This is a genomic window from Streptomyces sp. TRM49041 (genome assembly GCF_008271805.1).
Classification (GTDB): Bacteria; Actinomycetota; Actinomycetes; order Streptomycetales; family Streptomycetaceae; genus Streptomyces.
The window spans coordinates 27,641-41,985 of sequence record NZ_VSRY01000156.1; the positions used below are offsets into that span (position 1 = coordinate 27,641).

Annotated in this window: 13 protein-coding genes; 4 read left to right on the plus strand and 9 right to left on the minus strand. The window is 73.5% G+C overall.

The genetic code is table 11. From position 1 onward, the window contains the following. Positions 1 to 156 precede the first annotated feature (156 nt). Positions 157 to 855, minus strand: coding sequence for a pyridoxamine 5'-phosphate oxidase (gene pdxH / locus FVS66_RS25130; protein ID WP_187645688.1), 699 nt, complete (start codon positions 853 to 855; stop codon positions 157 to 159). 178 nt (positions 856 to 1,033) lie between these two features. On the opposite strand from pdxH, the gene FVS66_RS25135 reads away from it, so the two are divergent. Further along, positions 1,034 to 2,134, plus strand: a complete 1,101-nt coding sequence (locus FVS66_RS25135) for a citrate synthase 2 (protein ID WP_149183491.1) — start codon at positions 1,034 to 1,036, stop codon at positions 2,132 to 2,134. Positions 2,135 to 2,375: 241 nt separating this feature from the next. Here FVS66_RS25135 and FVS66_RS25140 read toward each other — a convergent pair whose 3' ends face one another. The 8 genes from FVS66_RS25140 to FVS66_RS25175 all read right to left on the minus strand — a co-directional run bounded on the left by FVS66_RS25140 (position 2,376) and on the right by FVS66_RS25175 (position 12,172). Next, positions 2,376 to 2,951 carry a TetR/AcrR family transcriptional regulator gene (locus FVS66_RS25140; protein WP_149183492.1) on the minus strand — a complete coding sequence of 192 codons (576 nt, stop codon included), beginning with the start codon at positions 2,949 to 2,951 and terminating at the stop codon, positions 2,376 to 2,378. Then, positions 2,939 to 3,673 carry an enoyl-CoA hydratase family protein gene (locus FVS66_RS25145; protein ID WP_149183493.1) on the minus strand — a complete coding sequence of 245 codons (735 nt, stop codon included), beginning with the start codon at positions 3,671 to 3,673 and terminating at the stop codon, positions 2,939 to 2,941. The genes FVS66_RS25140 and FVS66_RS25145 overlap by 13 nt, the downstream gene beginning before the upstream one ends. A 37-nt stretch (positions 3,674 to 3,710) precedes the next feature. Then, positions 3,711 to 4,865: an acyl-CoA dehydrogenase family protein gene (locus FVS66_RS25150; protein ID WP_149183494.1), complete on the minus strand. Its 1,155-nt coding sequence runs from the start codon at positions 4,863 to 4,865 to the stop codon at positions 3,711 to 3,713. Next, the gene (locus tag FVS66_RS25155; RefSeq protein WP_399226273.1) at positions 4,862 to 6,820 is read right to left on the minus strand and encodes an acetyl/propionyl/methylcrotonyl-CoA carboxylase subunit alpha; all 1,959 of its coding nucleotides are present in this window, start codon (positions 6,818 to 6,820) and stop codon (positions 4,862 to 4,864) included. The genes FVS66_RS25150 and FVS66_RS25155 overlap by 4 nt, the downstream gene beginning before the upstream one ends. A 16-nt stretch (positions 6,821 to 6,836) precedes the next feature. Beyond that, the gene (locus tag FVS66_RS25160) at positions 6,837 to 8,435 is read right to left on the minus strand and encodes a carboxyl transferase domain-containing protein (protein ID WP_149183495.1); all 1,599 of its coding nucleotides are present in this window, start codon (positions 8,433 to 8,435) and stop codon (positions 6,837 to 6,839) included. After that, the gene (locus FVS66_RS25165; protein WP_149183496.1) at positions 8,432 to 10,108 is read right to left on the minus strand and encodes an acyclic terpene utilization AtuA family protein; all 1,677 of its coding nucleotides are present in this window, start codon (positions 10,106 to 10,108) and stop codon (positions 8,432 to 8,434) included. Before FVS66_RS25165 ends, FVS66_RS25160 begins: the two co-directional genes overlap by 4 nt. Then, on the minus strand, positions 10,105 to 11,031 hold the full coding sequence (locus tag FVS66_RS25170) for a TIGR03084 family metal-binding protein (protein WP_262387195.1): 927 nt from the start codon (positions 11,029 to 11,031) through the stop codon (positions 10,105 to 10,107). The genes FVS66_RS25165 and FVS66_RS25170 overlap by 4 nt, the downstream gene beginning before the upstream one ends. Positions 11,032 to 11,188: 157 nt before the next feature. Beyond that, a complete protein-coding gene (locus tag FVS66_RS25175) occupies positions 11,189 to 12,172 on the minus strand; it encodes an EamA family transporter (RefSeq protein ID WP_149183497.1) in 984 nt (327 codons plus the stop codon). A 108-nt stretch (positions 12,173 to 12,280) separates the two neighbouring features. On the opposite strand from FVS66_RS25175, the gene FVS66_RS25180 reads away from it, so the two are divergent. The 3 genes from FVS66_RS25180 to serC all read left to right on the plus strand — a co-directional run bounded on the left by FVS66_RS25180 (position 12,281) and on the right by serC (position 14,268). Then, complete coding sequence (locus FVS66_RS25180) at positions 12,281 to 12,595, plus strand: hypothetical protein (protein ID WP_262387187.1); 315 nt, start codon at positions 12,281 to 12,283, stop codon at positions 12,593 to 12,595. A 35-nt stretch (positions 12,596 to 12,630) separates the two neighbouring features. Beyond that, the gene (locus FVS66_RS25185; RefSeq protein WP_399226275.1) at positions 12,631 to 12,966 is read left to right on the plus strand and encodes a hypothetical protein; all 336 of its coding nucleotides are present in this window, start codon (positions 12,631 to 12,633) and stop codon (positions 12,964 to 12,966) included. Between the two features lie 183 nt (positions 12,967 to 13,149). Continuing rightward, the gene (gene serC, locus FVS66_RS25190) at positions 13,150 to 14,268 is read left to right on the plus strand and encodes a phosphoserine transaminase (RefSeq protein WP_149183498.1); all 1,119 of its coding nucleotides are present in this window, start codon (positions 13,150 to 13,152) and stop codon (positions 14,266 to 14,268) included. Positions 14,269 to 14,345 lie beyond the last annotated feature (77 nt).

Here is a 14,345-nt window from a genome sequence, read left to right on the forward strand (position 1 = left end):
CCGTACACCCAAGCAGTCACCGGCCCGCGGGCTCGTCGGCACATCCGGCCGACCTCTCCTTGCCAGCAGGAGAGAGCAGAGTCCGCGGGCTTCTGCGTGCACGGCGCGGGTGGCGTGAACGGCGCGGCGTGCGCGGCGTGCGCGATCCGCGTACCGCTACGGCGACAGGCGCTCCACGCGCCACGAACCCGCCTCGCACACGTACCGGAGCCGGTCGTGGAGCCGGTTCTCGTGGCCCTGCCAGAACTCCACCGCCTCCGGCGTGACCAGATAGCCGCCCCAGTGCGGCGGCACCGGGACCTGCTCGTCGTCCGTGTGGCGTGCCGCCAGCTCCTCGTAGCGGGAGAGCAGTTCGGCGCGGGAGGCGATCACGGAGGACTGCTCGCTGGCCCACGCGCTGAGCTGGGAGCCGTGCGGCCGGGTGCGGAAGTACGCCGCGGTCTCGTCACGGCCGACCCGCGCCACCGAGCCGGTGACGATGACCTGGCGGGCGATCGGGTGCCAGGGGAAGAGCAGGGCGGCGTACGGGTTGGCCGCGAGCTCGCCGCCCTTGCGGGAGTCGTAGTTGGTGTAGAAGACGAAGCCGCGCTCGTCGTAGTGCTTCAGCAGCACCGTCCGGGAGGACGGGCGGCCGTCGGGTGTGGCCGTGGACACGACCATGGCGTTCGGCTCATGGATCTCGGCGCTTCCGGCGGCATCCTTGAACCAGCGCGCGAACTGCTCCATCGGTTCGGCCGCGAGGTCCCGCTCCGACAGCTGGGGCGTGTGGTACTGCTCGCGCATGGGAGCTGGATCGAGGGCTGGGTCCACGGCTTGGTCCACCACTGGATCGAGGGCGTCGGTCACAGCGTCCATCCTGCCTCAGGGCGTGCCGGGCGCCTCATTCTGCCCGGCATCCAGCAGGCTTAATCCTCCACACCCGAATCAGCGGAGTGTGCCTGATGTCACGCTTCCCCGCATCAGGGGAACCCGACAGACTCTTCGGCTGGGTCACTGTTCCTTTCATACACACGTCACCACGAGGAGCCGCCAGATGTCCGACTTCGTACCCGGGCTCGAGGGAGTCGTCGCGTTCGAGACGGAGATCGCCGAACCGGACAAGGAGGGCGGGGCCCTCCGGTACCGCGGCGTCGACATCGAGGACCTGGTGGGGCAGGTGTCCTTCGGGAACGTGTGGGGCCTGCTGGTCGACGGCGCGTTCGACCCCGGCCTGCCGCCCGCCGAGCCCTTCCCGATCCCGGTCCACTCCGGCGACATCCGGGTGGACGTCCAGTCCGCGCTGGCGATGCTCGCGCCCGTCTGGGGCCTGAAGCCGCTCCTCGACATCGACGAGGAGCAGGCCCGCGACGACCTGGCGCGGGCGGCGGTCATGGCGCTGTCGTACGTCGCCCAGAGCGCGCGTGGGCAGGGGCTGCCGATGGTGCCGCAGAGCGAGATCGACAAGGCGCAGTCGGTGGTCGAGCGGTTCATGATCCGCTGGCGCGGCGAGCCGGACCCGAAGCATGTGAAGGCCGTCGACGCGTACTGGACCTCCGCGGCCGAGCACGGCATGAACGCGTCGACGTTCACCGCGCGGGTCATCGCGTCGACCGGCGCGGACGTCGCGGCGGCGCTGTCGGGTGCCGTCGGCGCCATGTCCGGGCCCCTGCACGGTGGAGCCCCGTCCCGCGTCCTCGGCATGATCGAGGAGATCGAGCGGACCGGGGACGCCGCCGCGTACGTGCGGCAGGCCCTCGACAAGGGCGAGCGGCTCATGGGCTTCGGCCACCGCGTGTACCGCGCCGAGGACCCGCGCGCGCGGGTGCTGCGGCGTACGGCGCGGGAGCTGGCCGCGCCGCGCTTCGAGGTCGCGGAGGCCCTGGAGCGGGCGGCGCTGGAGGAGCTGCACAACCGGCGCCCGGACCGCGTCCTGGCGACCAACGTCGAGTTCTGGGCGGCGATCGTCCTGGACTTCGCGGAGGTCCCGGCGCACATGTTCACCTCCATGTTCACCTGCGCCCGCACGGCGGGGTGGTCCGCCCACATCCTGGAGCAGAAGCGCACCGGCCGTCTGGTCCGCCCCTCGGCGCGCTACGTCGGCCCCGGCCCGCGCAGCCCCCGCGAGATCGCGGGCCACGAGGACATCGTCGGCTGACCGGCCGGCTCCCGGGGCTCGTGTGTCCCCGGACGTCGCCCCCCGGCTCGTCACCGGGCGGGCGGTGCCGCGCGCGCCCCTCTCGCCGATCACGGTGACCACGGTCGCCCGGCCCACGCACGGGTCGCCCGGGCCCACGCACGGATCGCCCGACCCCACGCACGGGTCGCCCGACCCCACTCACCTCGCGTCCGGGCCGGGACGGCGCGATTCCCCCGACCGTGTCGGGCCGGGCCGGGCCTCAGCCCAGGGCCTCGTCCAGGATTCCGGTCCACTGGGCGACCACCCGTTCGCGGCGGGCCCGGTCGTCCGTGAGCAGGGTGGCGAGGCCCAGGCCGCGGGCCATGTCCAGGAGGCCCTGGACGGTTTCGCGGGTGCCGGGGACGGACTCGTCGGCGCCCAGGAGCTCGACGGCCATGCGGTGGGCCTCACGGCCGACGCGTGCTTCCAGTTCGGTGACGCGGGGGCGGAGCTGGGCCTCGTCGGAGGCGGCCACCCACAGATGGAGGGCGGCGCGGAACAGGGGCCCGGTGTAGAGGGCGACCAGCGCCTCCACCACCTCGGCGCGGCTCTTGCCGGTCACCGCCCGCAGCGCCTGCGAGCGCTCCTCCGCGACGTACTCGACCGCCGCCGTGAACAGGTCCTCCCGCGTCGGGAAGTGGTGCTGCGCGGCCCCCCGCGACACGCCCGCCCGCTCGGCGACGACGGACACCGTGGAACCCGCCCAGCCGCGTTCGGCCAGGCACGCCACAGCGGCTTCGAGCAGCCGCTGCCGGGTGACCCGGCTGCGGTCCTGCTTCGGGGTCATATCGCCCATGCGGGGTCCCGTCGTTCCAGGAAGGCCGTCATTCCCTCGCGCGCCTCCGCCGAGGCGAAGAGCGACGCCGAGCGCTGTACGAGATCCTCCGCGTCGCGCTCGAAGGTCTCCAGCACCCTAGCCGCCACCAGCCGTTTCGACTCCGCCAGGCCCTGCGGCGAGCCCTTGCGGAGGGCGTCCAGGAGGGGGTTCAGGGAGGAGTCCACATCCGGGGCCGTCAGGGTCACCAGGCCGATCCTCGCCGCTTCCGCCGCGTCGAAGCACTCCCCCGTCAGGTAGTAGCGGGCCGCCGCCCGCTGGTCGAGGCGCGGGAGAAGGGTGAGGGAGATCAGGGCGGGAGCCACCCCGATCCTCGCCTCCGTCAGCGCGAAGTCCGACGCCTCGGACGCGGCAACGATGTCGCACGCCGCGACCAGACCGAGGCCCCCCGCCCGTACCCGCCCCGCCACTCTCGCCACCACCGGCTTCGGCAGCTCCACGATCTGCCGCAGCAGCGCCACGAACGCGTACGGACCGGGGGGCGCCTTCAGGTCGGCGCCCGCGCTGAACGTGGTCCCCGTGTGGGTGAGCACCACCGCCCGGACCGAGGGGTTCGCCGCGCAGTCGGACAGCGCCTCCGCCAGGTCGGCGACCAGGCGGGCGGAGAGGGCGTTGCGGGTGTCCGGTGCGTTCAGGGTGAGCGTGGCGACGGCGCGGTCGTGGGCGGTGGTGACCAGGGTCATGGCTCTCGCCTCCGGCGGGGGGTGGGCGGATGGGGCGTCAGTACGACTTGGGGAGTCCCAGTGACTGGTGCGACACGTAGTTCAGGATCATTTCCCGGCTCACCGGCGCTATGCGGGCCACCCGCGACGCGGTGATCAGCTTCCCGAGCCCGAACTCCCGCGTCAGGCCGTTCCCGCCGAGCGTGTGCACCGCCTGGTCGACGGCCTTCACGCACGCCTCGCCCGCCGCGTACTTCGCCATGTTGGCCGCCTCGCCCGCGCCCATGTCATCGCCGGCGTCGTACAGGAGGGCGGCCTTCCGGGTCATCAGGCGGGCCAGTTCCAGCTCGATATGGGCCTGGGCGAGCGGGTGGGCGATGGCCTGGTGGGCGCCGATCGGGGTCTTCCACACCTGGCGCTCCCTGGCGTACGCCACCGCCTTCGTGAGCGCGTGCCGCCCCATCCCCAGCGCGAACGCCGCCGTCATCACCCGCTCCGGGTTCAGCCCCGCGAAGAGCTGGAGCAGACCCGCGTCCTCGTCGCCGACGAGCGCGTCGGCCGGGAGCCGTACGTCGTCCAGGAGCAGCTCGAACTGCTTCTCCCAAGCGCGCAGTTCCATGTCGATCGCCGTGCGCCGGAATCCGGGCGTGTCACGCGGGACGACGAACAGGCACGGCTTCAGCGCGCCGGTGCGGGCGTCCTCGGTGCGGCCGACGATCAGCGTCTCGTCCGCCATGTCGACTCCCGACACGAACACCTTGCGGCCGGACAGGACCCACCCGTCGGCGGTGCGGCGGGCGGTGGTGGTGATGCGGTGGGAGTTGGAGCCCGCGTCCGGCTCGGTGATCCCGAAGGCCATGACGCGGCGGCCGTCCGCGAGCCCCGGCAGCCAGCGCCGCCGCTGCTCGTCGGTGCCGAACCGGGCGATGACCGTGCCGCAGATGGCGGGCGAGACGATCATCAGGAGGAGCGGGCAGCCGGCGGCGCCCAGTTCCTCCAGGACGATGGCGAGTTCGGCGATGCCGCCGCCCCCGCCGCCGTACTCCTCGGGCAGGTTCACCCCGAGGTAGCCGAGCTTCCCGGCCTCCGCCCAGAGCGCGTCGGGGTCCTGGTCCTGTGCGTAGGCGGCGGCGTGGCGGTGGCCGAGGGCGGCGACGGCGGTGCGGAGGGCCTTCTGTTCGTCGGTCTCGAGGGAGCCTGTGGCTGCGGTCATTCCCGTTCCTCCTGTACTGGCTGCGCGGGCTGTACTACGGCGAGCAGGGCGCCGACCTGGACCTGGTGGCCCGGCGCGGCGTGGAGCGCGGTGAGGGTGCCGGAGGCGGGGGCGGTGACGCGGTGCTCCATCTTCATGGCCTCCAGCCACAGCAGGGGCTGCCCCGCCTCCACGGGGGCGCCTTCCGCGAGGCCGTCCGCGACCCGGACGACAGTGCCGGGCATCGGGGCGAGGAGGGAGCCGGGCGCGGTGCGGTCGGCCGGGTCGGGGAAGCGCGGGCGGGGGGTGAGGCGGTACGCCGCCGTGGGCGTTTCGACATGGACGGTGTCCGTGCCGGGGTGGGTGGTGACCCGGTACGGGCGTACGACTCCGGCCACGTCGAGGCGCACCTCGCCGGGGGCCGCCGACACGACCCGGACGTCCGGGTGGTCGGGGAGGGTGTGGCCGGCGCGGGTGCGGTGGTAGCGGACCTCGTGGTCGCCGTACGTCCTGGTCTGCGGCTGGGACGGGACGTTGCGCCATGCGCCCGGGCCTATGGGGGTCCCCCCTGCGCGGGCGCTGCCGAGCGCTCGGGGGAGGGCCGCCGCGTCGGCCAGGGCTGCGGCCACGGCCGCGTACTCCTCGCCGGGGGGTGGTGCGGTGAGCGCGGGGAGGTGGCGGTCGTAGAAGGCGGTGTCGGCCCCTCCCCCGGCGAACTCGGGGTGCCTGAGGGAGCGGACGAGCAGGTCGCGGTTGGTGACCGGGCCGTGGACGCGGGCGCGTTCGAGGGCGTGGGCCAGCTTGCGTACGGCCTCGGCGCGGGTCGGGGCGTGGGCGATCACCTTCGCGATGAGGGCGTCGTAGTGGACGCCGATCTCGTCGCCCGCCGCATAGCCGGTGTCGAGTCGTACGTCGCCGTCCACCGCGAGGGCGTGCAGCGTGCCCGTCTGGGGGGTGAAGCCCCGCGCCGGGTCCTCCGCGTAGAGGCGCGCCTCCACGGCGTGGCCGTGCGGGGCGGGCGGTTCGGGCGGGAGGGCGGCGCCCTCGGCGGTACGGAGCTGGAGGGCGACCAGGTCGACGCCGTACACGGCCTCGGTGACCGGGTGCTCGACCTGGAGGCGGGTGTTCATCTCCAGGAAGTGCGGGGTGCCGTCCTCGGCGACCAGGAACTCGACCGTGCCGGCGCCCGTGTAGCCGATGGCCCGGGCGGCGCGTACGGCCGTGTCGTGGAGGTGGGCGGTGAGGCCGGCGGGCAGGCCCGGGGCGGGGGCCTCCTCGACGACCTTCTGGTGGCGGCGCTGGAGGGAGCAGTCCCGGGTGCCGAGCGGCCACACGGTGCCGTGCGTGTCGGCGAGGATCTGCACCTCGACATGGCGTCCGCGCGCGATGTACGGCTCGGCGAACACCTCGTCGTCGCCGAACGCCGACAGCGCCTCCGCGCGCGCGGCGGCCAGCTCCTCCTTGAGGGTGGCCATGTCCCGTACGACGCGCATGCCCCGCCCGCCGCCGCCGGCCGCCGCTTTGACGAGGACGGGCAGGTCGGCGTCCGTGAGGGCGTCCGGGTCCAGCGGGGCGACGCCCATGAGCTGTTTGGCGCGGGTCTTGGACGCCATGGCCTCGATCGCCTCCGGGGGCGGCCCGACCCACGTCAGCCCGGCGTCCGTCACCGCGCGCGCGAAGCGGGCGTTCTCGGACAGGAACCCGTAGCCGGGGTGGACGGCGTCGGCGCCCGCCGCGAGGGCGGCCCGCACGATCAGGTCCCCGCGCAGGTACGTGTCGGCGGGGGCCGCGCCCGGCAGCCGTACCGCCGCGTCGGCCTGCCGTACGTGCAGGGCGTCGGCGTCCGGGTCGGAGTGGACGGCGACGGTCGCGATGCCGAGGTCGCGGCAGGTGCGGAGGACTCGGCAGGCGATCTCGCCGCGGTTGGCGACGAGGAGGGTGTCGATCAACGGACGCATCGGCGGCATGGGTGGCATCGGGGGCATCGGGGCCTCACATCCTGAACACGCCGAAGCCGCCGCGCGCGCCTTCGACCGGTGCGGTGTGGATCGCCGACAGGCACAGCCCGAGGACGGTACGGGTGTCGCGCGGGTCGATGACCCCGTCGTCGTACAGCCGCCCGGACAGGAACATCGGCAGGGACTCGGACTCGATCTGCTGCTCGACGAGCGCGCGCAGGGCGGCGTCGCCCTCCTCGTCGTACGGCTGCCCCTTCGCCTCCGCCGACGCGCGGGCGACGATGGAGAGCACGCCGGCGAGCTGTTGCGGGCCCATGACGGCCGACTTGGCGCCGGGCCAGGCGAAGAGGAAGCGCGGGTCGTACGCGCGGCCGCACATGCCGTAGTGGCCGGCGCCGTACGAGGCGCCCATGAGGACGGAGAGATGCGGGACGCGGCTGTTGGAGACGGCGTTGATCATCATGGCGCCGTGCTTGATGATGCCGCCCTGCTCGTACTCCTTGCCGACCATGTAGCCGGTGGTGTTGTGGAGGAAGAGAAGGGGGATGTCACGCTGGTTGGCGAGCTGGATGAACTGGGCGGCCTTCTGGGACTCCTCGCTGAACAGCACGCCCTGGGCGTTGGCGAGGATGCCGAGCGGATAGCCGTGGAGAGTGGCCCAGCCGGTGGTGAGGCTGGTCCCGTAGAGGGGCTTGAACGCGTCGAAGTCGGAGGCGTCGACGATCCGGGCGATGACCTCGCGCGGGTCGAAGGGGGTTCTCAGGTCGCCGGGGACGATGCCGAGGAGCTCGTCCTCGTCGTACTTCGGGGGTTCGTACGGGCCCGGATCGGCGTGCGCCTTGCGGTGGTTGAGGCGGGCGACGATGCGGCGGGCCTGGCGCAGCGCGTCGGGCTCGTCGAGGGCGTAGTGGTCGGCGAGGCCGGAGATGCGGGCGTGCATGTCGGCGCCGCCGAGTGACTCGTCGTCGCTCTCCTCGCCGGTGGCCATCTTGACCAGGGGCGGCCCGCCGAGGAACACCTTCGACCGTTCCTTGATGACGACGGTGTGGTCCGACATGCCGGGGATGTACGCGCCTCCTGCGGTGGAGTTGCCGAACACGACGGCGACGGTGGGGATTCCGGCGGCCGAGAGCCGGGTGAGGTCGCGGAAGAGGGCGCCGCCCGGGATGAAGATCTCCTTCTGGGACGGCAGATCGGCACCGCCGGACTCGACGAGGGAGACGACGGGCAGGCGGTTGGCGTACGCGATCTCGTTGGCGCGCAGGGCCTTCCTGAGGGTCCAGAGGTTGGACGCGCCGCCGCGTACGGTCGGGTCGTTGGCGGTGATCAGGCACTCGACGCCCTCGACGGTGCCGATGCCGGTGACGAGGGAGGCGCCGGTGGTGTAGTCGCTGCCCCAGGCGGCGAGCGGGGACAGTTCGAGGAACGGGGTGTCGGGGTCCAGGAGCAGCTCGACGCGTTCGCGGGCCAGGAGCTTGCCGCGGGCGTGGTGGCGGGCGGTGTACTTGGGGCCGCCGCCTGCGAGGGCCACGGCGTGTTCGGCGTTCAGCTCGTCGAGTCTGGCGAGCATGGCGGAACGGTGGGCCTTGTAGTCCGGCCCGGCCGTGTCCAGGGCGGAGGCGAGGACGGTCACAGGAGGACCTCCGGGATGTCGAGGTGGCGGGAGCGCAGCCATTCGCCGAGCGCCTTGGCCTGCGGGTCGAACCGGGCCTGCGCGGCGACGCCTTCGCCGAGGAGGCCGGTGACGGTGAAGTTGAGGGCGCGGAGGTCGGGGAGGATGTGCCGTACGACGTCCAGGCTCTCCGCCTCCGGCAGCAGGTCGCGGAACCGCTGGACGGTGAGCGTATGGGCCAGCCACCGCCAGGCGTCGTCCGTCTCGGCCCACACCCCGACGTTGGCGTCCCCGCCCTTGTCGCCGCTGCGCGCCCCGGCGACGAGGCCGAGCGGCGCGCGGCGGGCGGGGCCGGGCGGCAGGGGCGGCGGGAGCTGCGGGTCGGGGACGGGTCGGAGGGCGCGGGTGGTCGCCGGGTGCGGGATGACGAGGCGGCGCCCGTCGTGGAGGACGGCGGTGTGGGTGACGTCGGCCGGGTCGACGTACAGGGCCTCGAAGACCCCGTAGGGGGCGCCCTTGCCGGGTGGGGCGGTGACGTGGAAGCCGGGGTAGCTGCCGAGGGCCAGCTCGACGGCGGCACCGGTGACGGCCCGGCCCACCGCGTCGGGGTCGGGGTCGCGGACGACGAGGCGGAGCAGGGCGCTGGCCGTCTCCTCGGTGTCGGCGTCGGGGTGGTCGGTGCGGGCCAGCTCCCAGCGGACGTGGGCGGGGCGGGGGTCCAGGGCGTCGTCGATCTGTGCTCGCACGAGCCGGGCCTTGGCCTCGATGTCGAGGCCGGTGAGGACGAAGACGACCTCGTTGCGCCAGCCGCCGAGCCGGGTGAGACCCGCCTTGAGGGCGGGCGGGGGCGCCTCCCCTCGTACGCCCGTGATCCGTACGCGGTCCGGGCCGTCCTGGGCGAGGCGTACGGAGTCGAGGCGGGCGGTCGCGTCGGGCCCGGGGTAGCGGGCGCCGGAGGTCTCGTAGAGCAGCTGGGCGGTGACGGTGCCGGTGTCGACCGCGCCGCCGGTGCCGGGGTGTTTGGTGATGACGGACGACCCGTCGGCGTGGATCTCGGCGAGCGGGAAGCCGGGCCGGCGTACGTCGTACCGCTGGAAGAACGGATGGTTGCCCCCGGTGGCCTGGGTGCCGCACTCCAGGACGTGCCCGGCGACGACGGCACCGGCGAGTCGGTCGTACGCGTCCGGGGCCCAGCCGAAGTGGGCGGCGGCCGGGCCGCTGACCAGCGCCGCGTCGGTGACCCGCCCGGTGACGACGACATCGGCGCCCGCGTCGAGGCAGGCGGCGATACCGGCGCCGCCGAGGTAGGCGTTGCAGGTGAGGGCGCCGGGAGGCAGGGCTGTCCGGTCGCCCTCGACGTGGGCGACGCGAACGGGGACACCGAGCCGGCCGGCGAGGCCGCGGAGGGCGTCGGCGAGGGCGGCGGGATTGAGGCCGCCGGCGTTGGTGACGATGCGGACACCGCGTTCGTGGGCGAGGCCGAGGCCCTCCTCCATCTGCCGGAGGAAGGTGTGGGCGTATCCGAGGGAGGGGTCTTCGAGGCGCCGGCGGCCGAGGATGAGGAGAGTGAGCTCGGCGAGGTAGTCCCCGGTGAGGACATCGAGTTCGCCGCCGGTGAGCATCTCGCGTACGGCGTCGAAGCGGTCGCCGTAGAACCCGGAGGCGTTGCCGACACGGAGAACGTCGCCGGTCATGCGCCCTCCTTGGGCACTGCCCCTTTGGGCACGGCCCCATTGGGCACGGCCCCATTGGGCACGGCCCCCTTGGACGTGGCCCCCTTGGACGTGGCCCCCTTGGACGTGGCCCCCTTGGGCAGGCGCCCGGTCCCCGGCGGCCCGGCGAAGGCCTGGGCGATGTCGAGCCACCGGTCGGCGTCCGGGCCGGTGGCGTGGAGGGCGAGGTCGGCGCGGTGGGCGCGCCGGGTGACGAGGAGGCAGAAGTCGAGGGCGGGCCCGGTGACGCGCTCGGGGGCGTCCTCCGGCCCGTAGACCCAGGGGGTGGTGCCGTCGGGCGCGACGAGCTCGACGCGGAAGGGCACGGAGGGCGGCCGGCTGCCCCGCACGACATAGGCGTAGTCGCGGGCGCGGACACCGATGCGGGCGACGTGACGCAGCCGGGCGGTGGGCGCGCGTACGACACCGAGCGCGTCGGCGATGTCCTGCCCGTGCGCCCAGGTCTCCATGAGCCGGGCGGTCGCCATGGAAGCGACGCTCATGGGTGGCCCGTACCAGGGGAGACGGCTCCCGGGCGGCGCGCCGCGCAGCACCCCTTGGAGCCGCTCCCGCCCGCCCCGCCACCGTGCGAGCAGCACCCCCGGCGGCCCGGCGGCCCCCGCCTCGGCCCCCTCGTCGACGAACGTACCGGGTGAGGCGACCGCCTCGGCCACATGCGCGGCGAAGGCGTCCGGGTCGGTGGCGGCGAGCACCGCGACCTCGTCGGTCCACGCCAGATGCGCGACCTGGTGGGCGACGGTCCAGCGGGGCGCGGGCGTGGGCACGGCCCACTGCCCGGGGCTCAGCCCGGCGACGAGCCGGTCGAGCTCGTCGCTCTCGTCCCGCAGATCGTCGAGGACGGCGAGTACGGCGGGGTCGGCGCGGTCGGCGGCGCGGTCGGACACGGGGTCGGACACGGGGTCGGACACGGGGCGCTCCCTCCGGGGCACGGCGGTGTGCCCCGGGAGCATGGCATCGCCCAAGGAAACAATCAAGCACGCTTGCTTATTTTGTGCGTCCGGCCGTCCTCCGGCTCCGCACATGATCGAGACCGGCCAGGTCCTAGTCGGAGGGTGCGCGCGACGCGGCGCGGGCCGCCTGGGACCGGACCGCGCCCATGCTGGCGCCGATGACCAGGGCGATGGCGAGCGCGTCCGTCACGGAGAGGGCCTGGTGGAGGACCAGGAAGCCGGCCAGGGCGGCGATGGCCGGTTCCAGGCTCATCAGGACCGCGAAGGTGGGGGCCGGGAGGCGGCGCAGGGCGATGAGTTCCAGGGTGTACGGGAGGACGGAGGAGAGAAGGGCCACGGCCAGGCCCAGGGCCAGGGTCGACGGGACGGTCAGTTTCGCGCCCGCCTCGACTATGCCCAGGGGAAGACTCACCACGGCGCCGAACGCCATGGCCAGGGCGAGGCCGTCCGCCTGCGGGAAGCGGCGTCCCGTGCGGGCGCTGAAGACGATGTACGCCGCCCACATCGCGCCCGCCGCGAGCGCGAAGCCCGCGCCGACCGGGTCCAGGCGGTCGAAACCGCCGCCGCTCAGCAGGACGACGCCGCCCAGGGCCAGGCCCGCCCACACCAGGCTCACCAGGCGGCGGGAGGCCACCACCGAGAGGACCAGGGGGCCCAGCACCTCCAGGGTCACGGCCGCGCCCAGCGGGATGCGGTCGATGGCCTGGTAGATGCAGATGTTCATGGCCGCCATCGCGGTGCCGAAGGCGACGACCGTGCCCCAGTCGGACCTGCCGTAGCCACGCAGCCTCGGGCGGCAGACCAGCAGGAGTACCACGGCCGCCAGGGCAAGGCGGAGGGTGACCACGCCGAGCGCACCCGCGCGCGGGATCAGCAGCACCGCCACCGCCGCCCCGAACTGCACCGACAGCGCCCCGGCCACCACCAGCGCCACCGGCCCGGCGGAGGCCGGACCACGGCGCGTCACACCCCGCGGGTGGGCGGCGGCCGCCTCGGGCAGGGCGACCGCCGAGGCGTCCGCGGCGCGGGCGTCGTTCACAGGGGTCCCCCACGACTTCCTGTCAGGCGTATTCATTGGGCATATTCATCCATTCGGGCTGCTCGCCCAAGATACGGGACCGGATCAGCGCTCTCCGTACCAGAATCGTCGGCGACCCTGTCCACGATAAGAAGGAGTAGCCTGATGACCGCCACCGTTGGGTACGGGTACGTACCCAGACACGTGGGAAGGGACGACCCGATGGCAGACGCCAACATCCGCATCCCGGCCGCGGCCCGCGACCGCCTCGCGGCCGTAGCAGCCGCCGAGGGGCTCTCCCTGCGCGCATATCTCTCGCGGCTCGCCGACACTCTGCTCACTCCCGAGGAGCGCGCCGCACAGGCGGAGGAAGCCCGCCGCATCCTGCACGAGTGGAGCGGATACGACCCGACCGAAGAGGAGAAGGCGCGCACCGTCGCCGAACTCAAGCGGCAGATGGCCGAGGCGGTCATCCGTTGAACGACACCGTGCACGTCATCCTCGACGACACCGCGATGGTGGCGGCCGGCCGGGGCAACTTCAAGGCGTCCGTCCTGATCCACCATGCGCACACCGATCCCGACTGGTTCGTGTACGGGCCCACCTGCGCCCTGGTCGAGGCGGACCGCACGCGCCCCGGCACAGCGGAGCACATCGCGTCGCTGCCGGGCGTCGTCCTGATGAGCCTCGATCTACCCGCCGCCCTCGCCGTCGCCCAGCACGACACCTGGGCGGGCGCGCACGCGCACCACGCGGCCCAGCCGACCCCGGACCGGCCCAGCGGGGCGTTCGTCGCCACCACCGAACCCGACCGGTGGAAGGGTGTGCGCGTCATCGACCTCACTCCCTGAGCCTCGCCCCTGAGCACTGGCCGCCCCGGCCCAGCCGTCCAGCACCCCTGCCCGCACCTCCGCGCATACCGCGCGGCACGCTCCCCGCGGCGGGTCGGCCAAGCGGGGCGGCTGTCTCATTTCGACGTCTCACCGGACGGACACGGCCCTCGGGCGACGGCATGAGCGACTAGGCTCCGCCACGTGGCTGAGATCCGGATTCCCGCTGACATCAAGCCCGCCGACGGCCGTTTCGGCGCGGGCCCCTCCAAGGTGCGTACGGAGGCGCTGGACGCCCTGGCCGCCACCGGCACGTCCCTCCTCGGTACCTCGCACCGCCAGGCCCCGGTCAAGAACCTGGTCGGTGAGGTCCGCGCGGGCGTACGCGACCTGTTCTCGCTCCCCGAGGGATACGAGGTGATCCTGGGCAACGGCGGCTCCACCGCCTTCTGGGACATCGCGACCCACGGCCTGATCGAGTCGAAGTCGCAGCACCTGTCGTTCGGCGAGTTCTCCTCCAAGTTCGCGAAGGCCGCCAAGCTCGCCCCCTGGCTGGCCGAGCCGAGCGTCATCTCCTCGGAGCCCGGTACACACCCGGAGCCGCAGGCCGAGGCGGGCGTCGACGTGTACGCCTTCACGCACAACGAGACCTCCACCGGTGTCGCCGCGCCCATCAAGCGCGTCGAAGGCGCCGACGAGGGCGCGCTGGTCCTGGTCGACGCCACCTCCGGCGCGGGCGGCCTGCCGGTCGACATCACCGAGACCGACGTGTACTACTTCGCGCCGCAGAAGTCCTTCGCCGCGGACGGCGGCCTCTGGATCGGCGTGTTCTCGCCGGCCGCCCTGGAGCGCGCCCGCGCCGTGCACGCCTCCGGCCGTCACGTCCCCGAGTTCTTCTCGCTGCCGACCGCGATCGACAACTCGCTGAAGAACCAGACGTACAACACCCCGGCCCTCGCCACCCTCTTCCTGCTCAACGAGCAGCTGAAGTGGATCAACGGCCAGGGCGGCCTGGACTGGGCCGTGCGCCGCACCGCCACCTCCTCGCGCACGCTGTACGGCTGGGCCGAGGAGTCCAAGTACGCGACGCCGTTCGTCACCGACCCGGCCAAGCGCTCGCAGGTGATCGGCACGATCGACTTCTCGGACGAGATCGACGCCGCCGCCGTCGCCAAGGCCCTGCGCGCCAACGGCATCGTCGACACCGAGCCGTACCGCAAGCTGGGCCGCAACCAGCTGCGCGTCGCGATGTTCCCGGCCGTCGACCCGGCCGACGTCGAGGCGCTGACGGCCTGCGTCGACTACGTGATCGAGAAGCTGTAGCAAGCGGACCACGAGGGGCCCGGTCGCGTTTCGACGCGGCCGGGCCCCTCGCCGTAGCGCGGCCGATAACCGCCCTT

What these genes read in the sequence shown, in the direction of transcription:
- FVS66_RS25145 (WP_149183493.1), bottom strand. Translation starts at nt 3,673, where the DNA reads ATGACCCTGGTCACCACCGCCCACGACCGCGCCGTCGCCACGCTCACC.
- FVS66_RS25175 (WP_149183497.1), bottom strand. Translation starts at nt 12,172, where the DNA reads ATGAATACGCCTGACAGGAAGTCGTGGGGGACCCCTGTGAACGACGCC.
- FVS66_RS25180 (WP_262387187.1), top strand. Translation starts at nt 12,281, where the DNA reads ATGACCGCCACCGTTGGGTACGGGTACGTACCCAGACACGTGGGAAGG.
- pdxH (WP_187645688.1), bottom strand. Translation starts at nt 855, where the DNA reads ATGGACGCTGTGACCGACGCCCTCGATCCAGTGGTGGACCAAGCCGTG.
- FVS66_RS25185 (WP_399226275.1), top strand. Translation starts at nt 12,631, where the DNA reads ATGGTGGCGGCCGGCCGGGGCAACTTCAAGGCGTCCGTCCTGATCCAC.
- FVS66_RS25150 (WP_149183494.1), bottom strand. Translation starts at nt 4,865, where the DNA reads ATGACCGCAGCCACAGGCTCCCTCGAGACCGACGAACAGAAGGCCCTC.
- FVS66_RS25140 (WP_149183492.1), bottom strand. Translation starts at nt 2,951, where the DNA reads ATGGGCGATATGACCCCGAAGCAGGACCGCAGCCGGGTCACCCGGCAG.
- FVS66_RS25165 (WP_149183496.1), bottom strand. Translation starts at nt 10,108, where the DNA reads ATGACCGGCGACGTTCTCCGTGTCGGCAACGCCTCCGGGTTCTACGGC.
- FVS66_RS25155 (WP_399226273.1), bottom strand. Translation starts at nt 6,820, where the DNA reads ATGCCACCCATGCCGCCGATGCGTCCGTTGATCGACACCCTCCTCGTC.
- FVS66_RS25135 (WP_149183491.1), top strand. Translation starts at nt 1,034, where the DNA reads ATGTCCGACTTCGTACCCGGGCTCGAGGGAGTCGTCGCGTTCGAGACG.